Source organism: Cellulomonas oligotrophica (assembly GCF_013409875.1).
Classification (GTDB): domain Bacteria; phylum Actinomycetota; class Actinomycetes; order Actinomycetales; family Cellulomonadaceae; genus Cellulomonas; species Cellulomonas oligotrophica.
Genome location: NZ_JACCBK010000001.1, coordinates 594,860 through 620,184, shown reverse-complemented (window position 1 = coordinate 620,184; position 25,325 = coordinate 594,860). Strand labels below are relative to the sequence as shown.

Genomic DNA, 25,325 nt, shown 5'->3' with positions numbered 1-25,325 from the left:
CGCTCGTCTCTCCTTCGTCTTCAGGTCAGTTGTGGGCGTGCAGCGGCTTGCCCGCGAGGGCGAGGAACGCCTCGCCGAGGGCCTCGTTCTGCGTGGGGTGCGCGTGCACGAGGGCGGCGACGTCCTCGGGGTAGGCCTCCCAGTTCACGATGAGCTGCCCCTCGCCGATGAGCTCGCCGACGCGTGCCCCGATCATGTGGACGCCGACGACGGGGCCGTCCTTCTGCCGGACCAGCTTGACGAAGCCCTGCGTGGCCAGGATCTGGCTCTTGCCGTTGCCGCCGAGGTTGTACTCGAGGGTCTCGACGCCGTCGGCGCCGTAGATCTCCTTGGCCTTCGCCTCGGTGACACCGACGGACGCGACCTCGGGCTCGGAGTACGTGACGCGCGGGATGCCGGACTCGACGATGGCCGGCGGGTTGAGCCCGGCGATCTCCTCGGCGACGAAGATGCCCTGCTGGAAGCCGCGGTGCGCGAGCTGCAGGCCGGGGACGATGTCGCCGACCGCGTAGATGTTCGCGACGCCCGTGTGCAGGCGCTCGTTCGTGATGACGAACCCCCGGTCGAGCGTGATGCCCTGCTCCTCGTAGCCGAGGCCCGAGGTGCTGGGGCCGCGACCCACGGCGACGAGCAGGACGTCGGCGTCGAACGTCTTGCCGTCCTCGAGGGTGACGTGCACCCCGTCGTCGTCCTGGGTGACGCCCTGGAACCGCACGCCGAGGTTGAACGCGATGCCCCGCTTGCGGAAGGCACGCTCGAAGGCCTTCGACAGGGCCTCGTCCTCGTTGGGCACGAGGTGGGGGAGCGCCTCGATGATCGTGACGTCGGCGCCGAACGACTTCCAGACGCTCGCGAACTCCGAGCCGATGACGCCGCCGCCGAGGATGATCGCGGAGCGCGGCACCCAGTCCATCTGCAGGGCCTGGTCGGACGTGATGACCCGGCCGCCGATCTCCAGGCCCGGCAGCGAGCGCGCGTAGGAGCCGGTGCCGAGCACGATGTGCTCGCCGGTCAGGGTGCGGTCGCCGACCTGGACGGTGTGCGGCCCGGTCAGCGTGCCCCAGCCCTCGACGACCTCGATCTTGCGGGACTTGATGAGCCCCTGCAGGCCCTTGTAGAGCCGGCCGATCACCGAGTCCTTGTACTGGTTCACCCCGGCCATGTCGACGCGCTCGAGGTGCGTGTGGACGCCGAAGCTCGCGCCCTCGCGGGCGGTGTCGGCGACCTCGGCCGCGTGCAGCAGCGCCTTGGTGGGGATGCACCCGCGGTGCAGGCAGGTCCCGCCCACCTTGTCGGCCTCGACGAGGGCGACGGTCTTGCCGAGCTCTGCGGCGCGCAGCGCTGCGGCGTACCCGCCGCTGCCTCCGCCCAGGACGACGATGTCGAAAGCGGTGCCGGTCTCGGCCACGTGCACACTCCTCGCAGGCGGTGGGGTCTGGGGCTTCCGACCCATCTTGTCATCCCACCTGCGCCCGGACGAACCGGCCGGGTCGCGCGCCGGTGTGAGCCCGCCGACAGTCGTCCCATGTGTCGCGGGCGCCGGGGGCGCGGGCGCGGCACCCGGGTGGTCCTCGGCCGTCGGTCCCCGGACGTCCAGCGGACGTCCAGGGACGGGTCGTAGTGTTGCCGCCCATGGGGCTCTTCTCCCGCCGTCGCCGGCCGGCCGCCGACGCGCCGACCGACCGCGAGGCACGTACCGCGACCGTCGAGTACCTGCGCGACTTCGTCCGCACGCGCGTCGGCGTCGAGGCCTACGTCGAACCGGCCACGAACGTCACGCCGACCACGGTCATGCTCGTGGCCACCGACGGGGAGTGGACGCGCCGCAAGGTGCCCGACGGGCAGGCCGCCGCGCGGCTGGCCCGCGAGCTCGACATCCCGGTGTACGACGTGCAGCGCACGGGCTACCCGCAGCGGGTCCGCGACTTCAACGCCCGCCGCCGCCTCGAGCGGCGCCGCCAGCAGCGCGCGTCCGACGCGGTCTGACGACGCCCGAGGGCCCCGGCACGTGCCGGGGCCCTCGGGCGGTCGGTGCGGGTCGGGACGTCAGGCCCGGTCCTCCAGCAGGCGCACCAGCGTGCGCACGGCCACGCCGGTGCCGCCCACGGGGGTGTACCCGAACGGTGCGCGCTCGTTGAACGCGGGGCCGGCCACGTCGAGGTGCGCCCAGGGCGTCGTCCCGACGAACTCCTGCAGGAAGATCCCGGCCGTGAGCATCCCGCCGAAGCGGTCGGCGATGTTCGCGATGTCCGCGACCTTCGACTTCAGGCCCGCGCGCAGGTCGGCCGGCAGCGGCATGGGCCAGAACTGCTCGCCGGCGGCACCCGCCGCCCGCACGACCGCGTCCCGCGCGTCGTCGGTGCCCATGACGGCCGAGACGCGCGCGCCCAGGGCGACGAGCTGCGCGCCCGTGAGCGTCGCGACGTCGACGACCAGGTCGGGGTTCTCCTCGACGGCCGCGACGAGGCCGTCGGCCATGACCAGGCGGCCCTCGGCGTCGGTGTTGAGCACCTCGACGGTCTTGCCGCCGCGGATCGTGATGACGTCCGAGGGGCGCTGCGCCGTGCCGGACGGCATGTTCTCGGCGAGGCAGAGCCACCCGGTGACGGCGACCGGCAGCCCGAGGCGCGCCGCGGCCAGCACCGTGTGCAGCACGGCCGCCGCACCGGCCATGTCCGACTTCATCGCCTCCATGCCCGCGGCCGGCTTGATGGAGATGCCGCCGGAGTCGAACGTGATGCCCTTGCCGACGAGCGCCACCGTGGCCTTCGGGCGCGCCGGCGCCCACGCGACGCGGACCAGGCGGGGCCCGCGGGCCGAGCCCTGGCCGACGCCGACGAGGCCGCCGTAGCCGCCCGCGGCGAGCGCCTTCTCGTCCAGCACGCTGATCTTCAGCCCGCGCACGCCCGCGTCCTTGACCGCGGCGCGCGCCACGTCCGCGAACGCGGCGGGGTACAGGTCGTTCGGCGCGGCGTTGACCAGGTCGCGGGTCGCGTGCACCGCGGCGGCCACGACCTCGGCCCGGGCCAGGGCCGCCTTGGCGCGCTTGTCGCGGGCCAGCGGGGTGACGACCTCGATGCTCCCGACCGGCCCCGCCGTCTCCGGGCCGTCGCCCGTGCGGTACCGCGTGTAGGTGTAGGCGCCGAGCAGCGCGCCCTCGACGACCGCGGCGACCTCCTCCTCGTCGCCGGCGGGCAGGGCCAGGGCCACCGAGCCGAGCCCGGCGAGCTCGCGGGTGGCGGCGCCCGCGGCGCGGCGCAGCGTCTCGGGGGTGACCGCGTCGAGCGGTCCGACGCCGGTCAGCACGAGCACCGTCGCGGGCAGGCCCGTGGCCGGCACGCGCCGGACCTCGTCGGCGCCGCCGGTGACGGCCAGCGCACGGGCGTCGCGCACGAGCGCGGCCTGCAGGTCGGCGGGCAGCCACGCGGCGTCGAGCAGCTCGGGGGAGCCGTCGCGGGTGCCGACGCCCACGACGACGGCGTCCACGGCCAGGTGGGCGGGGTCCTTGCTGGTCAGCGTGATCACGCCCCGATCGTAGACCGCGCGGCGCCCCGGGCACGGGACCGCGGGTACCGTGTGGCCCCGTGGTGATGCCCCTGGTGTGGACCGTGGTGGTCGCGTGCGCCGCCGTCGCGGGCTGGTCGACGTGGTTCGTCGTGCGGGACCGTGCCGTCGTGCTGCGCCAGCTGTGGGCCGCGGCCGTCGTCGAGGCGCTGCTCGTGCTCCAGGCCGTCGTCGCCGGCGTGCTGGCCGTGACCGGCGGGGTCGACGTCGACGGCGTGCTCTTCTGGGGCTACGTCGTCACGCAGATGATCGTCCTGCCGCTGGCGGCCGCCTGGGCCTTCGCCGAGCGCACCCGGTGGAGCTCGGTCGTGCTGCTGGTCGCCGCCCTGACCGTCGCGTTCCTGGAGTACCGGCTGCTGCAGATCTGGGGCGCGGCGTGACCCCGGGGCCGCAGCGCGACGACCGGGCCGCCGCCGTGCGCCCGACCGGCGCCGGCCCCGGGCGGCTGCTCGTGGCCGTCTACGGGGTCCTCGCGCTCGCCGCGACCGCCCGGGGCGCCTACCAGGTGGGCACGAAGCTCGCCGAGGCCCCGGTCGCGTACGTCCTGTCCCTGCTGGCCGGCCTGGTGTACGTCGTGGCCACCGTCGCGCTCGCGACCGGCCGCCGCCGCCTCGCCTGGGCGACCGTGCTCGTCGAGATGGTCGGCGTCCTCGTGGTCGGCACGCTCTCGGTGGTCGACGTGGGCGACTTCCCCGACGAGACGGTGTGGTCGGCGTTCGGCCGCGGGTACGGCTACGTGCCGCTCGTCCTGCCGTTCCTCGGCGTGTGGTGGCTGCGCCGGACGGGCGCCCCCGCGGGCCCCGCGCGCCGCTAGGTTGGACGCGTGTACCGGCTGCTCTTCGACCTCGCCCTGCGCCGCCTGGACCCCGAGCGCGCGCACGGGCTCGCCTTCGGCCTGATCCGGGCCGTCGCGGCCGTCCCCGGGCTGCGCCGGCTCGTGGCGCTGCCGTTCGCGCCGCCGCCGGGCGCCGCCGTCGAGGTCTGGGGGCGCCGGTTCCCGTCCGCGATGGGCGTGGCCGCGGGGTTCGACAAGGACGCCCACGGCGTCGAGGGCCTGACGATGCTCGGCTTCGGGTTCGTCGAGGTCGGCACGGTCACCCCGCGCCCCCAGCCCGGCAACGAGCGTCCCCGGCTGTGGCGCGTGCTCGACCAGCACGGCCTGCGCAACCGGATGGGCTTCAACAACGAGGGCGCCGAGGTCGTCGCCCGGCGCCTGCGTCGTCTGCGGGCCACGCCCCGCGGGCGGTCGCTCGTCGTCGGCGTCAACATCGGCAAGAACCGGACGACGGCCGCGCAGGACGCCGCCGCCGACTACGCCGCCTGCGCCCGGCTCCTCGCCCCCTGGGCGGACTACCTCGTCGTCAACGTGTCGTCCCCGAACACGCCGGGCCTGCGGGACCTGCAGGCCGTCGAGCAGCTCCGGCCGCTCCTCGAGGCGACCCGCGCCGCCGCCGACGAGGCCACGGCGGGTGCCGGGCGCCCGCGGGTCCCCGTGCTGGTGAAGATCGCCCCCGACCTGACCGACGCCGACGTCGACGCGGTCGCCGACCTCGTGCTCGACCTCGGGCTCGACGGCGTGGTCGCGGTCAACACCACGATCGCCCACGACCTCGGCCCCGGCGGGCTCTCCGGGCCGCCCGTGCGCGCCCGCGGCATCGACGTCGTGGCCCGCCTGCGCGCCCGGCTCGGCGACGACGTCGTGGTCGTCGGCGTCGGCGGGATCAGCACGCCCGCGGACGCGCGCGAGTACCTCGCCGTGGGGGCCACGCTCGTGCAGGGGTACACGGGGTTCATCTACGAGGGCCCGGCGTACGCGACCCGCATCGCCCGCGCCCTGGCCGCCGACGCGGCGCTCGCACGGACGGGGCAGGACGCGTGAGCGCCCCCCGGCCCCGGTGGCAGTGGCGGCTGCTGGACGCCGCCGCGCTGCCCGTCGAGCGGCCCGGCAGCCCGGTGTTCCTCGCCCGGTTCGAGGCCGAGCAGTGGCTCGGCGAGCACTGGCGCGCGCTGGCCGGCCAGGGCGTGCGCACGGCGGTCCTGCAGCACGACGGCGCGGACACCGGGGCGCCGCTCGACCTCGTCGCGGGCTGACCGGTCTACACGAGCAGCGACTCGCCCCGCCCGGCCGGTGAGGCCGATCCCGGCTCGAGGCCGGCCCACGTCGCGGCCAGGCCGTCCACCGCCCGGCGCAGCGCGTCCACGGGTGCCGAGAACGGCACGCGCAGGTGGTCGTCGAGCGAGCCGTCCACGCCGAACCGCGGCCCCGGCGGCACCTGCACGCCGTGCCGGTGCGCGAGCGCCGCGAGCGTGGTCGACACCGGTGCGCCCAGGTCGACCCACGTCGACAGGCCGCCGGCGGGCACCGGGACCCGCCACCCGGGCAGGGACTCGCCGAGCATCGCCACGAGCGCGTCGCGCTGGGTGCGCAGCAGGTCCCGGCGTGCGGGCAGCAGCTCGTCGAACCGGTCCAGCAGCTCGGTCGTGACGAGCTGGTCGAGCACCGACGTCGCGATGTCCACGCTGCCGCGCCGCTGGGCCAGGCGCCCCACGAGGTCGCGGTGCGCGCGCACCCAGCCGATCCGCAGGCCGCCCCAGAACGTCTTCGACGCCGAGCCGACGCACACCACCAGGGCGTCGGTGCCGTCGCCCGCGAACGGCACGGGCTCGGGCCCGTGCAGCGTCAGGTCGGTCAGCGTCTCGTCGCCCACGACGGTGGTGCGGTAGCGGCGTGCGAGGTCGCGCACGCGCGCGCGACCCGCAGCGTCCAGGCTCGTCCCGGTCGGGTTGTGGTGGTCGGGGACCAGGTAGACCAGGCGCGGCGCGGTCTGGCGCACGGTCGACTCCAGCAGGTCCAGGTCCAGCCCGTCGGGGCCCACGGGCACCGGGACCGGTCGTGCGCCGGCGTCGCGCGCGGCCTCGATGGCGTGCGGGTAGGTGGGGTGCTCCACGACGACCCGGTCGCCGGGACCGACGAAGGCCGTCATCAGCAGGTGCAGCGCCTGCTGCGCGCCCGAGGTGACGAGCACCTGGTCCGCCGTCGTGGGCACGCCACGCCGGGTGTACCGCGCGGCGATCGCGGCGCGCAGCACGGGCAGGCCCAGCGGCACGTACCCCGTGCCGCCCAGGAGGTGGGGGAGCCGGTCGAGGGCGTCGACGCACGCCTCGTGCAGCGCGGCCGGTGCGCTCGGTGCCGCGGCCGTCAGGTCGACGACGCCGTCGTGGACGGAACCCACGAGGGCGGAGGGCTGCGTGCCCGCGCCCGCCGGTGTCGTCGTCACGGTGCCGGACCCGCGGCGGCTGACGAGGAACCGCTCCTCGCGCAGCAGGTCGTACGCGGCGGTGACGGTGGTGCGGGACACGCCGAGGGCGTCGGCGACCTCCCGCTCGCTGGGCATCCGCGTGCCCAGGGGGAGGGCGCCCGCGCGCACGAGGCCCCGGACGCCGTCGGCCAGCGCGCGGTACGTCGGGCCGCCGTGCTGCCACGCCCCGAGCAGGGTACGCAGCCGGGGCCCGCCGAGGCGGCGGTCGGGCTGGGGGAGGCCGTCGATCATGTGGGCCACTATCGATCAGGTGGCTCTGGATGACAAGGCCACTGGATCCGCATGCTGGGGTCGTGCTGGCGATCTGGTTCCTCCTTGTGGCGCTCCTGGCGTCTGTTGTCGCTCTGGTGGTGGCCGTCCCGCGGGACGGTCTGGGACACCGCCCCCCGCCGCCGAGCCGTGCGGCCGCCGACGAGCGGGGCGCGCGGTGAGCGCCGTGCCCCCGCCCCCCGCCGTGACCCCGGCACCGGCGCCCCGGCTCGAGACCCGCGACCGGGGGTGGCGCGCGCCGGCCCGTCGCACGGCCCAGCTCCTCGTCGGCCTCGTGCTCTACGCCGCGTCGATCGCCCTGGTCGTGCGCGCCGGGCTGGGCGCCATGCCCTGGGACGTCCTCACGCAGGGTGTCGTGCGGCAGTCGGGCTGGTCGTTCGGGGCGGTCACCGTCGCCACGTCCGTCGTCGTCATCGCCTGCTGGGTGCCGCTGCGCCAACGGCCCGGCGTCGGGACCCTCGCCAACATCGCGGTCATCGGTGTGCTGGTCGACCCGTTCCTCGCCCTCGTCGACCAGCTGCCCGAGGCGCTCCCCGTGGTGGCGCGCGCCGCCCTGCTCGTGCTCGGCGTCGCGGGCAACGGGCTCGCGACCGCGCTGTACGTGGGTGCCCGCCTCGGCCCGGGGCCCCGCGACGGGCTCATGACGGGCCTCGTCGCGCGCACCGGCTGGCCCGTCCGCCTCGTCCGGGGCGGCATCGAGGTCGCCGTCGTCACCGTCGGCTGGCTGCTCGGCGGGACCGTCGGGGTCGGCACGCTGGTGTACGCGCTCGCGATCGGTCCGCTCGTGCACGTGCTGCTGCCCCGGCTGACCGTCCCGGAGCGGTAGCCTCACCAGCGCGAGCACGGCGAGGCGGAGGCAGCATGCACAGGGTCGGTGACGTCGTCGACGGGTACGAGCTGACCCCCGACGGCACGTGGGAGCGCCCGTCGCCGACGGCCGGGTCGCCCTACGACCTCGGGGACGTCGTCAACGGGCACATGCTCGTCGCGGACCCCGGTGCCGGCCTGCGCTGGGTGCCGCTGCGGCGCGCGCCGCTGGCCCCCTACGCGGTGGGCGACGTCGTCGAGGAGCACGTGCTCACCCCGGACGGGGACTGGGTGCACCTCGCGCAGCGGGAGCGCACGCCGCCCGCCGACGCGGCGCGGGCGGCGCGGACCGCGTCGGCACGCACCGGCCCCACGACCACGACGCGGCCCGCACCCGCACCCCGCGCGACCGTCCCCGGTGCGGCCGTCTCGACCACGACGCCCGCGCCCCGGCCCGCCCCGCAGCGCGCCACGGCCGCCGGGTCGACGACGACGTCCGCGGCCCAGCGCACCGCCGCCATGCGGCAGCCCACCGTGCAGCAGCCGGCCGTGCGGCAGGCCGCAGCAGGTGCCGCCCCGGCCAGGCCCCGCTACGAGGTCGGTGACGTGGTCAACGGGCACGTCCTGACGCCGGACATGCGGTGGGAGCCCGTCGGCCGCGCGGTCGCGGCACCCCGCGGGCAGGACCCGGCGCCGCAACCGTCGACCCGGACCTCGGGCAACCCGTTCGGCGGGCTCGTGGTGCTCGCGGCGATCGGGTTCGTCGTCCTGCGGGCCTGCACCGGCGGCTGAGGACGGCAGCGGCCCGGACCTGCGCCCTGGGCGGGCCGCAGGGGCTCAGGACGGGCGCTGGCCGTGCTTGACCTGCGGCTTGGGCAGGCGCGAGGGCCGCACCTGGAACGCCCGCATCACGGTGTACATGGTCGCGCCCTGCGGCAGCGCGTCCGGCCCGAACTTCGCCGCGACGCGCTTCTTGGTGCCGCGCCACAGGAACCACGCGTCGACCACCGCGGCCAGCACGTAGACGTACAGCACGACGAGGATGACGAAGGCGATCTCGGGCTGGGTGTTGAGCAGCACCATCTGCAGCACCAGCAGGACCGCGGCGAGCGGCAGGAACAGCTCGCCGAGGTTCCACCGCGAGTCGACGTGGTCGCGGATGAACCGGCGCACCGGCCCGCGGTCCCGAGGCGGCATGTGACGCTCGTCGCCGGTGCGCATGGCCTGGTACTCCAGCTCGCGCTGGGCCCGGGCACGGGCCCGCTCCTCGCGGGCCGCGGCGCGGCGGTCGGTCGGCACCAGGGGCCGGCGGTTGCGGGCCTCGGCCTCCTTGCGCGAAGGCGTCGGACGTCCCTTGCCCTGGCCGGCGGCACCGGGGGTCGAGGACTCCTCCACCGGGGCGTCGGTGGTCTGGGTGGTCTTGCTGCGTCCGAACACGGGTCCAGGGTAGTCGAGTACGGTGATCGGCCGTGACCTCCGCCCCGCACCCCGCGCCCGTCCCGCCCGCCCTCGCCCCCGGCCGCGTCGAGGAGCTGCGCACCCGGGTCCGCGACCTGTTCCCCGGCGTGCGCGCCGACCTCGAGGACCTCGTGCGGATCCCGTCGGTGTCGAACCCGGAGTTCGACCAGGCGCACGTGCAGGCCTCCGCCGACGCGGTCGCGGCGCTGCTCACGGGCGCCGGGATGCCCGACGTGCAGGTGCTGCGGGTCACCGGTGCGGACGGGCGGGTCGGGGCGCCGGCCGTCGTGGCCCGCCGGCCCGCGCCCGCGGGAGCGCCCACCGTGCTGCTGTACGCCCACCACGACGTCCAGCCGCCGGGCGACGACGCCTCCTGGTCCAGCGCCCCCTTCGAGCCCACGGCCCGCGGCGAGCGGCTCTTCGGGCGCGGCGCCGCCGACGACAAGGCCGGCGTCGTCGCGCACCTCGGCGCGCTGCGCGCGCTCGGCGACGAGCTCGGCGTCGGCGTGACGGTGTTCGTCGAGGGCGAGGAGGAGATCGGCTCGCCGACCTTCGTCGACTTCCTGCGCACCCACCGCGACCTGCTCGCCGCCGACGTCATCGTCGTCGCCGACTCCTCCAACTGGAAGGTCGGGGTGCCCGGCCTGACGACGTCGCTGCGCGGGCTGGTCGACCTCACCGTCGAGGTCGCGGTGCTCGACCACGCCGTGCACTCGGGCATGTTCGGCGGTCCGGTGCTGGACGCGCCGACGCTCCTCGCCCGGCTGGTCGCCACCCTGCACGACGAGCACGGCGACGTCGCCGTGGCCGGGCTCGTGCACGCGCCCGACCCGGCGGTCGACCTCGACGAGGCCGACCTGCGCGCCGACGCGGGCGTGCTGCCCGGCGTCCGCCTCGCCGGCACGGGGCCGCTGACCGCGCGGATGTGGACCCGGCCGGCGATCTCCGTGATCGGCTTCGACGCCCCGCGCACCGCCAGCGCCTCCAACACGATCGCCCCGAGCGCCACGGCCAAGCTCTCCGTGCGGGTGGCACCCGGGCAGGACCCCGCCGCCGCGATGGCGGCCGTGCGCGCGCACCTGGAGGGCCACGCCCCCTTCGGGGCGCGGGTCACGGTCACCGAGGGCGAGCAGGGCCGGCCGTTCCAGGCGCCCGCCGACTCGCCCGCGATGCGCTCCGCACGCTGGGCGTTCGCCCAGGCGTGGGGCACCGACCCGGTCGACATCGGCATCGGCGGGTCGATCCCGTTCATCAGCGACCTGCTCGAGGAGCTCCCCGGGGCCGCGATCCTCGTCACGGGCGTCGAGGACCCCGACTCGCGCGCCCACGGTGCCGACGAGTCCGTGCACCTGGGCGAGCTGGAGAAGGTCGTCCTCGCCGAGGCGCTCCTGCTGGAGGCGGTCGCGGCGACGTGCTGACCCGCCGCACCGGCCGACGGTCGGCCGGGGCCGGTCAGCGGTGGGCGACGTCCACCGCGGCCGCCCACGCGGCGACCTCGGCCGGCAGCTCCGGGCTGGTCGCGGGTGCGTGCTCCAGCACCGCGACGACGTCCGGTGCGGGCACCCGCCCGCCGTCGCGGGACAGGAACCGCCCGGCGACCCACCCGCGCGCCACGTGCTCGCCGCCGCGCGTGAACACCTGCTCCAGGAACACCACCCGGGGGTCCCAGCCGAGCACACGGGTGGTGATCTCGAAGCGCTGGCCCAGCGTGAGCGACCGGCGGTAGGTCATGGTCGACGCGGCCACGACGGGGTACCAGCCGCGCGCCGCCAGCAGCTGGGTCGCCCCGAGGTCCGCGAGGAAGTTGCTGCGCGCGACGTCCATCATCTGCAGGTACACGCCGTTGTTGACGTGCCGGTACAGGTCGAGGTCCCCGGGCCGCACACGCAGGCGCGTCACCGACGGGTCGAGGACGTGCTGCCCGGGGACCGGGCGGCGGGGTCGCAGGGTGGCCAGGGCGAGGTGGAGGGCGCGCGTCACGGCGCCGAGGCTAGCGGGCCGCCGCAGCGTCAGACGGGCGGGGCGGGGTCGTACTGGATGCCGCGGCGCGTCGCCCGCGCGGCCTCGACCGACTCCAGGCGCGCCACGAGGTGCAGCGCCATGTCGATGCCCGCCGACACCCCCGCGGACGTCACGACGTCCCCGTCGTCGACGAACCGGGCCTCGGTGTCGACCAGCACGCTCGGGTCGGCCTGCACGAGCTCGTCGACGGCGCCGTGGTGCGTCGTGGCGGGCCGCCCCGCGAGCAGCCCTGCCGCCGCGTACACCAGCGCGCCCGTGCACACGCTCGTCATCAGGGGCGTGGTCGCCCGCATCGCCCGGACCCACGCCAGGTGCTCCGCGTCGACCATGAGCCGGCGTGTGCCGCGCCCGCCCGGGTGGACCAGCACGTGCAGGGGACCGACGTCGGCGGCGGCGGTGTCCGGCACCAGGGACAGGCCCTTCGCGCACCGCACCCCGCTGCCGTCGGGCGAGAACGTCACGACCTCCGGGTGCAGCGCGCTGTGCGCCGCCCACGACGCGAGCACCTCGAACGGGCCAACGACGTCGAGCTCTTCGGCGTCGTCGAACACCAGCACGCCGATCCGCAGCGGTGCCTGCGTGGACATCGTCGTCCCCCTCCTGCGCGCCGGCACGCCCCGGTCGCGCTCCGGTTCCCCCGTCAGTGCCCCGGCAGGGCCAGCATCTGGTCCAGGGCCACGCGGGCCCAGTGCGCGTCGTCCGGGTCCACCACGATCCGGTTCGGCACACGACCGGCGACGAGCTGCTCGAGCGTCCACACCAGGTGCGGCAGGTCGATGCGGTTCATCGTCGAGCAGAAGCACACCGTGCTGTCCAGGTAGTGCACCGTCAGCTCGGGGTGCGCCGCCGCGAGCCGCCGCACGAGGTTCAGCTCGGTGCCGACCGCCCACGACGAGCCGGGCTCGGCCGCGTCGAGGGCCTTGATGATGTACTCCGTCGAGCCGACCATGTCGGCCGCCGTGACGACGTCGTGCGTGCACTCGGGGTGCACCAGCACGTTCACGCCCGGGACCCGCTCGCGCACCTGCTCGACGTTGCGGGCCGAGAACCGCCCGTGCACCGAGCAGTGACCGCGCCACAGGATCATCCGCGCGTCCCGCAGCTGCTGGGTCGTCAGCCCGCCGCCGGGCCGCCGCGGGTCGTACACGACGCAGTCGTCCAGGCTCAGCCCCAGGCCGAGGACGGCCGTGTTGCGCCCCAGGTGCTGGTCGGGCATGAACAGCACCTTGCCGCGGCCGCCGACGCCCCCGACCCGGTCGAAGGCCCACCGCAGCGCCACGTGCGCGTTGGACGACGTGCACACCGTCCCGCCGTGCCGACCCGTGAAGGCCTTGATCGCCGCGGTCGAGTTCATGTACGTGACGGGCACGGTGTCCTGCGCGACGCCCGCGTCGACGAGCACGTCCCACGCGTCCTCGACCTGGTCGATCGCCGCCATGTCCGCCATCGAGCAGCCCGCGGCCAGGTCCGGCAGCACGACCTGCTGGGCGTCCGAGGTGAGGATGTCCGCGGACTCCGCCATGAAGTGCACGCCGCAGAACACGACGTGCTCGGCGTCGGGCCGCGCGGCCGCCTCGCGCGCGAGCTTGAACGAGTCGCCCGTGACGTCGGCGAACGCGATGACCTCGTCGCGCTGGTAGTGGTGCCCCAGCACGAACGCCCGGTCGCCCAGCGCCGCCCGCGCCACGCGTGCACGCTCGACCAGGTCCGGGTCCGACGCGGCCGGCAGGTCGCCGACGCACTCGACGCCCCGCTCGGAGGCCAGGTCGACGCCCCGCCCGAGCAGCAGCAGCGCCGACGGCGCGGGCTCGGCGAAGCCGGCGGGGGAGGCGGGGCCCGGTGCGGACGTGGAGACGCTCACAGGGAAGATCCTCGCACAGCGTCGCACGTCGGCCCCGTGACGTCGGCCGCCTGCGCGCGTGCCACGATCGGGGCGTGCGCGTCCTCCTCGCCCCCGACTCCTTCGGCGACCGCCTCACCGCCGCCCGGGCGGCGGACGCCCTGCGTGCGGGCTGGCTCGAGGGCGCCCCCCACGACACGGTCACCACCTGCCCCCTCGCCGACGGCGGGCCCGGCTTCGTCGCCACCCTGCACGCGTCGCTCGGCGGCGACCTCGTCCCCGCGACCGTCACCGACCCGCTCGGCCGGCCCGCACCCGCCGTGGTGCTGCGCGCCGGGTCGGGCGCGTGGGTGGAGTCCGCGCAGGCCGCGGGCCTGGCGCTCGTGCCCGCCGACCGCCGCGACCCCACCCGGACCACGACCACGGGCGTCGGCGAGCTCGTGGCCGCCTCCGTGGCGGCCGGCGCCACCCGGGTCGTCGTCGGGCTCGGCGGGTCCGCGACCAACGACGCCGGCGCCGGCATGCTCCTGGCGCTCGGGCGGGCCCTGGTCCCCGGCCTCGTCCCGCCCGGTGCGGCGGTGCTCGCGCACGGCGGGCTCGCGCTCGCGGACGTCCCGGCGCTGGACCTCGCGTGGCTGGGCCCGCTGCGCGCCGCCCTGCGCCACCTGGACCTGGTCGCCGCGGTGGACGTCGACGTGCCGCTGCTGGGGCTGCACGGCGCCTCGGCCGGGTTCTCGGAGCAGAAGGGCGCCTCGCCGCAGCAGGCGCAGGACCTCGAACGGGCGCTGGGCGCGTTCGCGCACGCGGCCGCCGCCGCCGCGGGCGCCGACGTGCGGCCCGACCTGCTGGGCGGCTCGTCGGACCGGCCGCGGGGACGCTCGGCCGCCGCACGGCTCGCGGGTCTGCCGGGCGCGGGCGCCGCCGGGGGGCTCGGCTTCGCGCTCGCGCTGCTGGGCGCGCGCCTGCTGCCGGGCGCCGCGCTGGTGGCCGACGCCGTCGGGCTCGCCGGGCGGGTCGCCGCGCACGACCTCGTCGTCACGGGGGAGGGGCGCACCGACTGGCAGTCGCTGCACGGCAAGGTCGTCGCCGAGGTCGCGGCGCGGGCGCTGCCGCAGGCGGTGCCGACGGTGGTCGTCTCGGGCGAGGTCACCGTCGGCCGTCGCGAGCTGGCCGCCGCGGGCGTCGCCGCCGCCTATGCCGTGGCCGAGGGCCCCGAGGCCGTCGCCCGCGCCCTGGCCGACCCCGCCACCACGCTCGCCGTCCGTGCCGCGCGGGTCGCCCGGACCTGGTCCCCCGCACCGTGACCGCGTCCCGCGGGGCACCCCGTGCGCGCGCGTACGCTGGTGGGGAACAACGGCCCCGCCGGCGGTGTTGCTGGATCGTCGAGGACCGTGACCGGCGAACTCGGGAGTGACATGAGCGAGACCACCACCACGACGCACGGCGTCCAGCTGACCGACGTGGCTGCCGACAAGGTGCGCAGCCTGCTCGAGCAGGAGGGCCGTGACGACCTGCGCCTGCGCGTGGCCGTGCAGCCCGGCGGGTGCTCCGGCCTGATCTACCAGCTGTACTTCGACGAGCGTCTGCTCGACGGCGACGCGACCCGCGACTACGACGGTGTCGAGGTCGTCGTGGACCGCATGAGCGTGCCGTACCTCGAGGGGGCGACGATCGACTTCGCCGACACGATCGAGAAGCAGGGCTTCACGATCGACAACCCGAACGCGGGCTCGGCCTGCGCGTGCGGCGGCTCGTTCAGCTGACCGCCCCCGCCCGCGCGGGCGGTGCTCGACGGCCCACGACCCTCGGTCGTGGGCCGTCGTCGTCCCCGGGGCGCGGCACGCGGAGGTCGTCGACCGGTGCGGGAACGCTGCCGGGACGTCAGGGTGACGGTGGCGCTGCGAGCCGGACGTCGACCTCCCACGCCGCGCGCCCCGGGCCGGGCTCGCGCACGTCCAGCAGCGCGTGACCCCGCATGCGCGCCCACGCGGGCAGGTCCAGGGCGGCCGCCGGGTCCGTCGCCAGGACGGTGAGGACCGTGCCCCCCGGCCGGTCGCGGGCGGCGGCAGCGGCGCGCACGACGGGCAGCGGGCAGCGCAGACCCCGTGCGTCGACCACCACGGGTGCGTCGGTGTCCGTCCCGGCGGGGGTCACAGGCCCTGCGCCCCGAGCGTCGACCGCACGTCGGCGACGGCCCGGGGCAGGACGTCGAGGAACCGGTCCACGTCGCCGGCGCGCACGTCGACGGGCAGCGAGAGCCGGACGTTGCCGTGCGTGAGCACGCCCATCGCCGCCAGCACGTGGCTGGGCTCGAGCGCGCTCGACGTGCACGCCGACCCGGAACCCACGCCGATCCCCTCCTGGTCCAGGCGCGTCACGAGCGCCTCGCCGTCGACGAACAGGCACGAGAACGTCACGACGTGCGGGAGCCGGTCCACGGCGTCGCCGACGACCTCCACGTCGGGGACGTGCGCCGCGACGTGATCGCGCACACGGGCGACCAGGGCCCGGCGGTGCGCGTCGGCGTCCGCCCGCCCCGCCTCGGCCTCCTGCAGCGCGACCGCCGCGGCCAGCGCGAGCGGGACCCACGTGCCGCCCGGGAACCACCGGTCCTCGTCCTCAGGACCGTCCGGGGAGCGGCGCACCCCGGTGCGGGTGACGAGGACGCCGACGCCGGCGGGCCCGCCCCAGTCGCCGGCGTCCGCGGCGACCAGGTCGCCGCAGGGTCCCACCGCGACGTGCCCGACGCTCGCGCCCGCGTCGACGAGCAGCGGCACACCGGCGGCGCGGGCCGCGTCGTGGGCGGCCTCGACGGGCTGGAGGGTGCCGACCTCGCCGTTGGCGTGCTGCAGCGCGGCCAGGGCGACGGGCCCCTGCAGCGCGCGGGTGAACGCGTCGAGGTCGACCCGGCCGGACCCGTCGACGCCGACGGTGCGCACCTGACCCCCGTGCGCCGCGGTCGCGTGCGCGGCGGCGGCGTGCACGGACGCGCGCTCGACCGCGCTGACCACGACGTCGGTGCCGACCCGGCGCCGCCCCCGGGCGACGGTGCGGACCGCCGAGTGCAGCGCGGCCGTGTGCGACGGGGCGAGGTCGACCTCCGACGTCCGCACGCCGAGCACGCCGGCGACGGCCTCGCGGGCGCCGTCGAGGAGCATCCGGGCGCGGCGCGCCTCGGCGAACAGGCGGCGCGGGTCGGCCCAGCCCTGCTCGACGGCCTCGAGCAGCGCCTGCCGGGCGCCCGGGCGCAGGGGAGCGTGCCCGGCGACGTCCAGGACGGTGCGCGGAGGAGGGGGTGCGTCGCTCACCTCGGCACGCTAGCGCGTCGCCCCGGTCGGGTGCCGCTCGTCGTCCTGCGCCGGGCCTCGGGTGTGACGGTGCTGACACGGCGTCGTCATCCGCGCCCCGGAGGACGTGATCCGCGGCACGGCGCGCTACGCTGCACGGGTCGAGGACGAAGGTCCCAACGGCCCCGCGCCCGGAGATGGGCGCCAGGTCAGCGGGACGAGAGTGGAAGGCCCCCCGTGCACCCGGATTCCCCCCGCCGCACACGCCGAGCCGTGGCCGCCGCCGTGCTGGTCACGGTCGCCGCGCTCGTGCTCAGCGGCTGCTCCGACGTGGTCCAGCGTGGCTGGCTCCCCGGCTACTCCGACCAGGAGGTCACCGACCAGACCGGTCGCGTCGTCTCCCTGTGGGTCGGCTCGTGGATCGCCGCCCTCGCGGTCGGCGCCATCACGTGGGGGCTGATCCTGTGGTGCGTCGCGGTCTACCGCAAGCGCAAGGACGACGACACGCTCCCCGTCCAGCTGCGCTACCACGTGCCGCTCGAGGTCATGTACGTGATCCTGCCGATCGTCATGGTCGGCGTGCTCTTCTACTACACGAACCGCGACACCATGGCGTTGACGGACACGTCCGCCGAGCCCGACGTGAACATCCAGGTCATCGGCAAGCAGTGGAGCTGGGACTTCAACTACCTCGACGAGGACGTCTACGAGACGGGCCAGCACGCGCAGGACATCGGCTCCGACGAGTCGGTCCTGGGCGAGCAGGTCACGCTGTACCTGCCCGTCGACGAGCGGGTGGAGTTCACCGTCGACTCGCGCGACGTCATCCACTCCTTCTGGGTGCCGGCGTTCCTGTTCAAGATGGACATGATCCCCGGGCACACCAACACCTTCCAGGTCACCCCGACGCGTGAGGGCAGCTACGTCGGCAAGTGCGCCGAGCTCTGCGGCGAGGAGCACTCGGCGATGCTGTTCAACGTCGAGGTCGTCTCCCGCGAGGAGTACGACGCCCACATGCAGGAGCTGCGGGACCAGGGCCAGACGGGCGCCCTCGGCCTGGAGTACAGCCGTCAGCAGGACCTGAACGACGTCGCGGAGGTCGAGGACTGATGGCAGCGCACACCGAGGTGATCCCCGGTCTGGCGCCCCAGCGCCAGACCCTGGGCCGCACGATCGTCAAGTGGATGACGTCGACGGACCACAAGACGATCGGGTACATGTACCTGATCACGTCGTTCGTGTGGTTCGCGATCGGCGGCATCCTGGCGCTGCTGATCCGCGCCGAGCTCTTCGCTCCCGGGGTGGACATCTTCCAGTCCAAGGAGCAGTACAACCAGGCGTTCACGATGCACGGCACGATCATGCTGCTGCTGTTCGCGACGCCGCTGTTCGCCGGCTTCGCCAACATCATCATGCCGCTGCAGATCGGCGCGCCCGACGTCGCGTTCCCGCGGCTCAACATGTTCGCGTACTGGCTGTACCTCTTCGGCGGTCTGATCGCCGCCGCCGGGTTCCTCACGCCGCAGGGCGCCGCCTCGTTCGGGTGGTTCGCCTACGCGCCGCTGTCGAGCACCGTGTACTCACCAGGGGTCGGGGGAGACCTGTGGGTGTTCGGCCTCGCCCTCGGCGGGTTCGGCACCATCCTCGGGGCCGTCAACTTCATCACCACGATCGTCACGATGCGCGCGCCCGGCATGACGATGTTCCGGATGCCGATCTTCACCTGGAACACGCTGGTGACGTCGCTGCTCGTGCTCATGGCGTTCCCGCCCCTGGCCGCGGCGCTGTTCGCCCTCGGCGCGGACCGGCGGCTCGGCGCCCAGGTGTTCAACCCCGACAACGGCGGTGCGCTGCTCTGGCAGCACCTGTTCTGGTTCTTCGGGCACCCCGAGGTCTACATCATCGCCCTGCCGTTCTTCGGCATCGTCACCGAGATCCTGCCGGTGTTCAGCCGCAAGCCGGTCTTCGGCTACAAGGGCCTGGTCTACGCGACGATCGCGATCGCGGCGCTGTCGGTCACCGTGTGGGCGCACCACATGTACGTGACCGGCGCGGTCCTGCTGCCGTTCTTCTCCTTCATGACGATGCTCATCGCCGTGCCCACCGGGGTGAAGTTCTTCAACTGGATCGGCACGATGTGGCGCGGGAAGATCACGTTCGAGACGCCGATGCTGTGGACCATCGGCTTCCTCGTGACCTTCCTCTTCGGCGGGCTCACCGGCGTGATCCTGTCGAGCCCGGCGCTCGACTTCCACCTGTCCGACACCTACTTCGTCGTGGCGCACTTCCACTACGTGGTGTTCGGCACCGTCGTGTTCGCCATGTTCGCCGGGTTCTACTTCTGGTGGCCCAAGTTCACGGGGCGCATGCTCGACGAGCGCCTCGGGAAGATCCACTTCTGGGTCCTGTTCTTCGGGTTCCACACCACCTTCCTCGTGCAGCACTGGCTCGGCGTCATCGGCATGCCGCGCCGGTACGTGGACTACTCGCCGGCGGACGGCTTCACGTGGATGAACCAGCTGTCGACGATCGGCTCGGTCGTCCTGGCGGCCTCGACGCTGCCGTTCCTCTGGAACGTCTACATCACGTGGCGCAAGGCGCCGAAGGTCACCGTGGACGACCCGTGGGGCTACGGCGCGTCCCTCGAGTGGGCGACGAGCTGCCCACCGCCGCGGCACAACTTCACGTCGCTGCCGCGCATCCGCTCGGAGCGTCCCGCGTTCGACCTGCACCACCCCGAGGTCGCCGCCATGGACCACGTCGAGCCCGACCCGGGCCCGTTCGACTGGGAGGCGCAGCGCACCGGTGAGGTGAGCGAGGCCAACCGCCGGGTCGAGAACGGCACCGGCGAGCAGGAGCAGTCGACGACCACGATCGCCGATGACCGCCCCGAGGACCGTCCGGAGGACCAGCGATGAAGATCGAGGCGAAGCTCTTCCTCTACGGGATCCTGTTCTTCTTCCCGGTCGGCCTCATCTACGGCCTCTGGTCGGACGGCGAGCCCGTCGGGACCGTGGGCATCCCGCTCGTCGGTGGCCTCGTCGGCATGATCGGCGGCTACTTCGCGCTCCTGGCGCGGCGCATCGACCCTCGCCCCGAGGACGACGAGCTCGGCGACATCGAGCAGGGTGCCGGCAACCAGGGCGTCTTCAGCCCGTGGAGCTGGTGGCCCCTGGTCATCGCACTGGCGGCATCCATCGCCTTCGTCGCGCTGGCCGTGGGCTGGTGGCTCATGGCCCCCGCGACGGCGCTCGGTGCCATCGGCCTCGTCGGCTGGGTGTTCGAGTACTCCCGCGGCCAGCACGCGCACTGACGTCAGGACGGCGTCGCCCCTGCGGGGCATGCACACCGGGGCCCGGCACCGACATGGTGCCGGGCCCCGGCTGTGTGCCTCTGGTCGCGTCCCTCGGACCGCCTGGCGGCGGGTTCCTGCCGGCCCGTCGTGCGCGGCTCCTAGAGCCTGCCTCAGAGGCGCGCAGGGGCTGGCCGCGCCCTCTGAGGCGGGCATGCAGACCGTGCCGACCCGGGCCCGCCTCGTCCCACGCGCAGACGCCGACAGCCGCTCACCCGAGGGGCGAGCGGCTGTCGGTGAGGCGGGCCCGTGCCGTCGGGCGGCACGGAGCGCGGCGTGCGTCGTCAGGCGGGGACGATGAGCCCGGCCGTCTGCGTGCGGGCGCGCGCGAAGCGCTCGGCCGCGTCGGCCCAGCTGACGATGTTCCACCAGGCCTTGACGTAGTCGGCCTTGACGTTGACGTAGTCGAGGTAGAAGGCGTGCTCCCACATGTCGAGCACGACGATCGGGACGAGGCCCAGGGGGTAGTTGCTCTGCTGGTCGTAGAGCTGGAAGATCGCGAGCTTCTGCCCGACGGAGTCCCAGCCGAGGATCGACCAGCCCGAGCCCTGGATGCCGAGGGCGTTGGCCGCGAAGTGCTTCTGGAAGCCCTCGAACGAGCCGAAGAACTCGTCGATCGCAGCGGCGAGCTCGCCGGTGGGACGGTCACCGCCCTCGGGGGAGAGGTTCTGCCAGAACACCGAGTGGTTGACGTGCCCCCCGAGGTTGAACGCGAGGTTCTTCTCCTGCAGGTTGACCGTGGCGAAGTCACCGGACTCGCGTGCCTCCGCGAGCTTCTCCAGCGCGGCGTTGGCCCCTGCCACGTAGGCGGCGTGGTGCTTGTCGTGGTGCAGCTCCATGATCCGCCCCGAGATGTGCGGCTCGAGCGCCGCATAGTCGTAGGGCAGGTCGGGGAGCGTGTAGTCAGCCATCTGGTTGCCTCTCCTGCATCGGGCCGCAGACGAGCGCCGCGGCATCCCTGAAACGCCTTCGCGGTGCCCACCCACCGTGGTGGGCGGACACCGCGAAGGGGTCCGTCATCCCTGGTCAACTCTCACCCAGGATCAGCTGTTCCGCGCGTCGGGTCCCGTCTCATCGCTCGGACCTGCGACGAGGTGCGTCCCGCCGCCGACCGGTGCGCCGCCGGCCAGGAGCTCGGCCGGGGCCTTCTCCTGGTCGGAGCCCAGCGCGTCGTGGTCGCCGTGCGAGTGCGCCGCCTCGAGCTCGGCCGGGGTCACGGGCTCGATCCGGTCCTCGTAGAACACCCGGGACAGACGCTGGCGCAGGGCGTCGGCGCGGTAGCCCTTGCGCCGCACGCCGCGCGAGTCCTCGGCCGGCTCGATCTCGAGCGGACGGATCGCCTCGTGCTGCACGCGCAGCCAGCGCTCGTGCGCGTCCAGCGGCTTGTGCACCTCGATGTACTCGCCCGAGGCGAACCGGACGATCTGGCCCGTCTCGTGCCCGTGCAGGACCAGCTCGCGGTCCTTGCGCTGCAGCGCCAGGCAGATGCGCTTGGTGACGACGAACGACGCCCACGGCCCCAGGAAGAGCAGGAACCGGAAGACCCACGTGATGTCGTTGATCGACAGGTGGAAGTGCGTCGCGATGAGGTCGTTGGAACCGGCCAGCACCAGGATGAAGAACGCCACCAGGACCGAGACGCCGAACGCGGTGCGGTACGGGCGGTTGCGCGGGCGGTCGAGGACGTGGTGCTCGCGCTTGTCGCCCGTGGCGAAGGCCTCGACGAACGGGTACAGGGCCAGCAGCATGAACAGCACGCCCGGCACGACCATCGCGGGGATGAGCACGTTCAGCGACAGCGTGTAGTCGCCGATCATGTACTCCAGCTGCCCCGGCATCATGCGCAGGGACCCCTCGAGGAACAGCATGTACCAGTCGGGCTGGGCGCCCGCGGACACCGGTGACGGGTCGTACGGGCCGTAGTTCCAGACCGGGTTGATCGACATCGTGGCACCCATGAGGGCGATGACGCCGAAGACCAGGAAGAAGTAGCCACCGGCCTTGGCCACGTACACCGGGAACAGCGGGAAGCCGACGACGTTCGCGTTCGTGCGGCCCGATCCGGGGTACTGCGTGTGCTTGTGCAGCACCACCAGGAACAGGTGCAGCGCGATGAGCGCGAGGATCAGGCCCGGCACCAGCAGGATGTGCACCGTGAACAGGCGCGGGATGATGTCGTGGCCCGGGAACTCGCCGCCGAAGAGGAAGTACGACAGGTAGCTGCCGAGGATCGGGATCGACTTCACGACGCCGTCGGTGATGCGCAGACCGTTGCCCGAGAGGACGTCGTCGGGGAGCGAGTAGCCCGAGAAGCCGGCGGCGAGCCCGAGGATCATGAGCACGAAGCCCACGACCCAGTTGATCTCGCGCGGCTTGCGGAACGCCCCGGTGAAGAACACGCGCATCATGTGCGTGACGATCGCGGCCATGAAGATGAGCGCGGCCCAGTGGTGGATCTGCCGCATGAGCAGGCCGCCGCGCACCTCGAACGACAGGCGCAGGGTGGAGGCGAAGGCCTCGGACATCGCGACGCCCTGCAGCTCGCGCCAGGGGCCGTCGTAGTGCACCTCGGTCATGCTCGGCACGAAGAACATCGTGAGGAACACGCCGGAGATCAGCAGCGTCACGAAGCTGTAGAGCGCGATCTCCCCGAGCAGGAACGACCAGTGGTCGGGGAAGATCTTGCGCGCGAACTCCTTGACCGCCTTGCCGACGCCGGTGCGCTGGTCGAGGTAGTCGGCGGTCGCGGCCGCCGCGCGGGCGCCCCCCGAGGGGGCGGTCGTCGTCGTGGTGCTCATGCCAGACGCTCCCAGAAGCTCGGTCCCACGGGCTCGGTGAAGTCGCCCTGGGCGACCAGGTAGCCCTCGTCGTCCACGGTGATCGGCAGCTGGGGCAGCGGCCGCTTGGCGGGACCGAAGACGACCTTGGCGCCGTCGGCCACGTCGAACGTGCTCTGGTGGCACGGGCACAGCAGGTGGTGGGTCTGCTGCTCGTAGAGGGCCACGGGGCACCCCACGTGCGTGCAGATCTTGGAGAACGCGACGATGCCGTCGTAGGAGAAGCCCTCGTGCTGCTCGGACTTGATGTCCCGGGGGTCGAGGCGGACCAGCAGGACGACGGCCTTGGCCTTCTCGTCCAGCGGTGCCTCGGTCTCCTCGAGGCCCTCGGGGATGACGTGGACGACGGAGCCGATGGTGACGTCAGCAGCCTTGATCGGGCGGCCGGTGGGGTCGGTCGTCAGCTTCTTGCCGCGCGTCCACATCGTGCGCTTGAACTTCGAGACGTTCCAGTCCTCGCCGACCTCGCCCACCAGGGGCAGCACGATCGTCAGGGGGAACAGCGCGAGAGACGACACGAGCGCACCCTTGAGCACGCCCCGCCGGCCGATCGCGGAGTCCTTGGCGCCGTCCTGCAGGGCGGCCACGGCCTCCTGCCGCTCCTGGGCGTTCGAGGCCTGCGCGTGGCGGTCCTCGGCCTGCTCGTGGTCGTTCATGAGCGACTTGGCCCAGTGCACGGCCGCGGTGCCGATGCCCAGGAGGGCGAACGCCAGCCCGAGCCCGAGGCTGAGGTTGGACGCGCGGATCGAGCCGACCGTGCCGTCGAGCGGGATCGCGAAGTACGCGACCACGAAGCCGACCGTGCCCAGGACGGAGATCGCGAACAGCGCGACGACCTGACGCTCGGCGCGCTTGTTCGCCTCCGGCTCGACGTCGCTGCGCCGGGGGCGGTGCGGGCCGAAGCCGGGGTTCTCGAAGCGGTCCGGGCCGTGCTCGCCCTGCCGCAGGACCAGGTCCTGGCCGCCGATGTCGCGGGGCTCGTCCGCGTTGCCGTGGGTGGTGCTCACGAGGACCTCGCTCCGATCCAGACTGCCGCGCCGATGAGAAGGCCCATGCCGACGACCCAGGCCCACAGGCCCTCGCTGACGGGGCCGAGGCTGCCGAGGTCGATGCCGCCGGGGGTGGCCTCGCCCTGCAGGTCGAGGAACGCGATGATGTCGCGCTTCTCGTCGGGGGTCAGCGTCGCGTCGTTGAAGACGGGCATGGACTGCGGGCCGGTGGCCATCGCCTCGTACAGGTGCGTGGGCGTGGTCTCCCACAGGTTCGGTGCCCACTTGCCCTGCGAGAGGGCACCACCGGCGCCGACGGCGTTGTGGCACATCGCGCAGTTGGTGCGGAACAGGGCCATGCCGCTGGCCGCGTCGCCCAGCGCGGGGTCGACCTGCTCGGCCGTCGGGATCGCCGGGCCGGGGCCCAGGGAGGCGACGTACGCGGCGAGCGCGGCGATCTGCTCCTCGTCGAACTGCACCGGCTTGGCCTGGGCCTGCGGGCCGTTCATCTGCATGGGCATGCGGCCCGTGCCGACCTGGAAGTCGACGGCGGCGGCACCCACGCCGACGAGCGAGGGGACGTCCTGCGTACCGGTCGCGTCCGGCCCGTGGCAGGTCGCGCAGTTGGCCTGGAACAGCTTCTCACCGGTCTCGACGTCTCCGGTCGCGGCCGCGGGGGCGGCGTCGGCGGAGGTCGGTGCCACGACGGCGTAGAGCGCGCCGGTGAGCAGCAGCGCCAGCAGGAGCAGCACGACCGGCGCGCGCCGGTCGTGCCTGCGGGCTGCGAGTGCCTTCACGGATCGGTCCTCGTCTCGCTGGGGGGTCGGGAAGGGGCGGGGGCGGTGCGGGCGGGGGCCCGCGGAGTCATCGGACGAGGTAGATGACCGCGAACAGCGCGATCCACACGACGTCGACGAAGTGCCAGTAGTAGGAGGTGACGATCGCCGTCGTCTCCTCGTGCTGGGTGAAGCGCTTGGCCGCGAACGAGCGGCCGAGGAGGAAGAGGAACGCGATGAGGCCACCGATCACGTGCAGCCCGTGGAAGCCGGTCGTCAGGTAGAAGACCGAGCCGTAGGGGCTGGAGGAGATCGTGAGCCCGTGCTCGACGAGCTCGGCGTACTCGTAGACCTGGCCGCCGATGAACACGGCGCCCATGACGTACGTCATGGTCATCCACTCGTTCATGCCCCAGCGGCCGACCTGCCACAGCGCGCCGGAGCGCACGGGCTGGAGCCGCTCGGCGGCCCACACGCCCATCTGGCACGTCACCGACGACAGCACCAGGATGGTCGTGTTGATGAAGGCGAAGGTCAGGTTGAGCTTCTCCGTCTGGACCGCCCACTCCGCGGGGACGGCCGCCCGTACCGTGAAGTACATGGCGAACAGGCCGGCGAAGAACATGAGCTCGCTGGCCAGCCAGACGATCGTCCCCACCGAGACCGGGTTGGGGCGGTTCACGGTCACGTGGGGCGCGGGGCGCGAGGCAGCCGTTGCGGTCGTCACGTCGGCCATTATTGCCGACGCAGGGCCCACATGAGTCCAAGGACCCAGGGTGAGCCCTGGGGATATGTCACATCGT

The 25,325-nt window shown here is 74.1% G+C and carries 27 protein-coding genes; 13 read left to right on the top strand and 14 right to left on the bottom strand.

The window, feature by feature from the left end:
• Positions 1-25: 25 nt before the first annotated feature.
• A complete protein-coding gene (gene lpdA / locus BKA21_RS02785; RefSeq protein ID WP_140458735.1) occupies positions 26-1,408 on the bottom strand; it encodes a dihydrolipoyl dehydrogenase in 1,383 nt (460 codons plus the stop codon).
• A 224-nt stretch (positions 1,409-1,632) separates the two neighbouring features.
• On the opposite strand from lpdA, the gene BKA21_RS02780 reads away from it, so the two are divergent.
• The gene (locus tag BKA21_RS02780; RefSeq protein WP_140458736.1) at positions 1,633-1,986 is read left to right on the top strand and encodes an oxidoreductase; all 354 of its coding nucleotides are present in this window, start codon (positions 1,633-1,635) and stop codon (positions 1,984-1,986) included.
• Positions 1,987-2,046: 60 nt separating this feature from the next.
• Here the strand turns inward: BKA21_RS02780 and BKA21_RS02775 are convergent, their stop codons facing one another.
• On the bottom strand, positions 2,047-3,525 hold the full coding sequence (locus tag BKA21_RS02775; RefSeq protein WP_140458737.1) for a leucyl aminopeptidase: 1,479 nt from the start codon (positions 3,523-3,525) through the stop codon (positions 2,047-2,049).
• Between the two features lie 59 nt (positions 3,526-3,584).
• Here BKA21_RS02775 and BKA21_RS02770 point away from each other — a divergent pair, with 59 nt between their 5' ends.
• From BKA21_RS02770 to BKA21_RS02755, 4 genes are read left to right on the top strand one after another with little or no spacing between them, the layout of a single operon-like run.
• The gene (locus BKA21_RS02770) at positions 3,585-3,944 is read left to right on the top strand and encodes a hypothetical protein (protein ID WP_140458738.1); all 360 of its coding nucleotides are present in this window, start codon (positions 3,585-3,587) and stop codon (positions 3,942-3,944) included.
• Positions 3,941-4,378, top strand: a complete 438-nt coding sequence (locus BKA21_RS02765) for a hypothetical protein (RefSeq protein WP_239072965.1) — start codon at positions 3,941-3,943, stop codon at positions 4,376-4,378. Before BKA21_RS02770 ends, BKA21_RS02765 begins: the two co-directional genes overlap by 4 nt.
• A gap of 9 nt (positions 4,379-4,387) precedes the next feature.
• A complete protein-coding gene (locus BKA21_RS02760) occupies positions 4,388-5,443 on the top strand; it encodes a quinone-dependent dihydroorotate dehydrogenase (protein ID WP_140458739.1) in 1,056 nt (351 codons plus the stop codon).
• Positions 5,440-5,655: a hypothetical protein gene (locus BKA21_RS02755; RefSeq protein ID WP_140458740.1), complete on the top strand. Its 216-nt coding sequence runs from the start codon at positions 5,440-5,442 to the stop codon at positions 5,653-5,655. Before BKA21_RS02760 ends, BKA21_RS02755 begins: the two co-directional genes overlap by 4 nt.
• Positions 5,656-5,660: 5 nt before the next feature.
• On the opposite strand, the gene yczR is transcribed toward BKA21_RS02755, so the two are convergent.
• Positions 5,661-7,115 carry a MocR-like transcription factor YczR gene (gene yczR, locus BKA21_RS02750; protein ID WP_140458741.1) on the bottom strand — a complete coding sequence of 485 codons (1,455 nt, stop codon included), beginning with the start codon at positions 7,113-7,115 and terminating at the stop codon, positions 5,661-5,663.
• A gap of 205 nt (positions 7,116-7,320) precedes the next feature.
• Here yczR and yczE point away from each other — a divergent pair, with 205 nt between their 5' ends.
• Positions 7,321-7,980: a membrane protein YczE gene (gene yczE, locus BKA21_RS02745; protein ID WP_306458058.1), complete on the top strand. Its 660-nt coding sequence runs from the start codon at positions 7,321-7,323 to the stop codon at positions 7,978-7,980.
• A gap of 35 nt (positions 7,981-8,015) precedes the next feature.
• Complete coding sequence (locus BKA21_RS02740) at positions 8,016-8,753, top strand: hypothetical protein (RefSeq protein ID WP_140458742.1); 738 nt, start codon at positions 8,016-8,018, stop codon at positions 8,751-8,753.
• A gap of 45 nt (positions 8,754-8,798) precedes the next feature.
• Here the strand turns inward: BKA21_RS02740 and BKA21_RS02735 are convergent, their stop codons facing one another.
• Positions 8,799-9,398, bottom strand: a complete 600-nt coding sequence (locus BKA21_RS02735) for a DUF3043 domain-containing protein (protein ID WP_140458743.1) — start codon at positions 9,396-9,398, stop codon at positions 8,799-8,801.
• A gap of 32 nt (positions 9,399-9,430) precedes the next feature.
• Here BKA21_RS02735 and BKA21_RS02730 point away from each other — a divergent pair, with 32 nt between their 5' ends.
• Positions 9,431-10,837, top strand: a complete 1,407-nt coding sequence (locus tag BKA21_RS02730) for a dipeptidase (RefSeq protein ID WP_140458744.1) — start codon at positions 9,431-9,433, stop codon at positions 10,835-10,837.
• 34 nt (positions 10,838-10,871) lie between these two features.
• Here BKA21_RS02730 and BKA21_RS02725 read toward each other — a convergent pair whose 3' ends face one another.
• The 3 genes from BKA21_RS02725 to nadA are packed head-to-tail and all read right to left on the bottom strand — an operon-like array spanning position 10,872 to position 13,302.
• The gene (locus BKA21_RS02725; protein ID WP_140458745.1) at positions 10,872-11,399 is read right to left on the bottom strand and encodes an acyl-CoA thioesterase; all 528 of its coding nucleotides are present in this window, start codon (positions 11,397-11,399) and stop codon (positions 10,872-10,874) included.
• Between the two features lie 29 nt (positions 11,400-11,428).
• Complete coding sequence (locus BKA21_RS02720; protein ID WP_140458746.1) at positions 11,429-12,028, bottom strand: DJ-1/PfpI family protein; 600 nt, start codon at positions 12,026-12,028, stop codon at positions 11,429-11,431.
• A 53-nt stretch (positions 12,029-12,081) separates the two neighbouring features.
• Positions 12,082-13,302: a quinolinate synthase NadA gene (gene nadA, locus BKA21_RS02715; protein WP_140458747.1), complete on the bottom strand. Its 1,221-nt coding sequence runs from the start codon at positions 13,300-13,302 to the stop codon at positions 12,082-12,084.
• A 74-nt stretch (positions 13,303-13,376) separates the two neighbouring features.
• On the opposite strand from nadA, the gene BKA21_RS02710 reads away from it, so the two are divergent.
• Together BKA21_RS02710 and erpA are read left to right on the top strand one after the other, a co-directional pair.
• Positions 13,377-14,585: a glycerate kinase family protein gene (locus BKA21_RS02710; RefSeq protein WP_140458748.1), complete on the top strand. Its 1,209-nt coding sequence runs from the start codon at positions 13,377-13,379 to the stop codon at positions 14,583-14,585.
• Positions 14,586-14,696: 111 nt separating this feature from the next.
• Positions 14,697-15,044, top strand: a complete 348-nt coding sequence (erpA, locus tag BKA21_RS02705) for an iron-sulfur cluster insertion protein ErpA (protein ID WP_140458749.1) — start codon at positions 14,697-14,699, stop codon at positions 15,042-15,044.
• 118 nt (positions 15,045-15,162) lie between these two features.
• Here the strand turns inward: erpA and BKA21_RS02700 are convergent, their stop codons facing one another.
• Together BKA21_RS02700 and BKA21_RS02695 are read right to left on the bottom strand one after the other, a co-directional pair.
• Positions 15,163-15,435 (bottom strand): sulfurtransferase TusA family protein, encoded by a 273-nt coding sequence (locus BKA21_RS02700; protein ID WP_140458750.1) that lies wholly within the window; start codon positions 15,433-15,435, stop codon positions 15,163-15,165.
• Complete coding sequence (locus BKA21_RS02695; RefSeq protein ID WP_140458751.1) at positions 15,432-16,589, bottom strand: cysteine desulfurase family protein; 1,158 nt, start codon at positions 16,587-16,589, stop codon at positions 15,432-15,434. Before BKA21_RS02695 ends, BKA21_RS02700 begins: the two co-directional genes overlap by 4 nt.
• A gap of 216 nt (positions 16,590-16,805) precedes the next feature.
• Here BKA21_RS02695 and ctaC point away from each other — a divergent pair, with 216 nt between their 5' ends.
• From ctaC to BKA21_RS02680, 3 genes are read left to right on the top strand one after another with little or no spacing between them, the layout of a single operon-like run.
• On the top strand, positions 16,806-17,678 hold the full coding sequence (ctaC, locus tag BKA21_RS02690; RefSeq protein ID WP_140458752.1) for an aa3-type cytochrome oxidase subunit II: 873 nt from the start codon (positions 16,806-16,808) through the stop codon (positions 17,676-17,678).
• Entirely contained in the window at positions 17,678-19,486 is a 1,809-nt protein-coding gene (gene ctaD, locus BKA21_RS02685; protein ID WP_140458753.1) for an aa3-type cytochrome oxidase subunit I, read from the top strand. The genes ctaC and ctaD overlap by 1 nt, the downstream gene beginning before the upstream one ends.
• Complete coding sequence (locus tag BKA21_RS02680) at positions 19,483-19,881, top strand: cytochrome c oxidase subunit 4 (RefSeq protein ID WP_140458754.1); 399 nt, start codon at positions 19,483-19,485, stop codon at positions 19,879-19,881. Before ctaD ends, BKA21_RS02680 begins: the two co-directional genes overlap by 4 nt.
• A gap of 323 nt (positions 19,882-20,204) precedes the next feature.
• Here the strand turns inward: BKA21_RS02680 and BKA21_RS02675 are convergent, their stop codons facing one another.
• The 5 genes from BKA21_RS02675 to ctaE form a co-directional block, all read right to left on the bottom strand.
• The gene (locus tag BKA21_RS02675) at positions 20,205-20,831 is read right to left on the bottom strand and encodes a superoxide dismutase (RefSeq protein WP_140458755.1); all 627 of its coding nucleotides are present in this window, start codon (positions 20,829-20,831) and stop codon (positions 20,205-20,207) included.
• Positions 20,832-20,963: 132 nt separating this feature from the next.
• Positions 20,964-22,718, bottom strand: a complete 1,755-nt coding sequence (gene qcrB, locus BKA21_RS02670) for a cytochrome bc1 complex cytochrome b subunit (RefSeq protein ID WP_140458756.1) — start codon at positions 22,716-22,718, stop codon at positions 20,964-20,966.
• A complete protein-coding gene (gene qcrA / locus BKA21_RS02665) occupies positions 22,715-23,764 on the bottom strand; it encodes a cytochrome bc1 complex Rieske iron-sulfur subunit (RefSeq protein WP_373308249.1) in 1,050 nt (349 codons plus the stop codon). The genes qcrB and qcrA overlap by 4 nt, the downstream gene beginning before the upstream one ends.
• A complete protein-coding gene (gene qcrC / locus BKA21_RS02660; RefSeq protein ID WP_140458757.1) occupies positions 23,761-24,543 on the bottom strand; it encodes a cytochrome bc1 complex diheme cytochrome c subunit in 783 nt (260 codons plus the stop codon). The genes qcrA and qcrC overlap by 4 nt, the downstream gene beginning before the upstream one ends.
• 67 nt (positions 24,544-24,610) lie before the next feature.
• The gene (gene ctaE / locus BKA21_RS02655; RefSeq protein ID WP_142161808.1) at positions 24,611-25,258 is read right to left on the bottom strand and encodes an aa3-type cytochrome oxidase subunit III; all 648 of its coding nucleotides are present in this window, start codon (positions 25,256-25,258) and stop codon (positions 24,611-24,613) included.
• Positions 25,259-25,325: the final 67 nt, after the last annotated feature.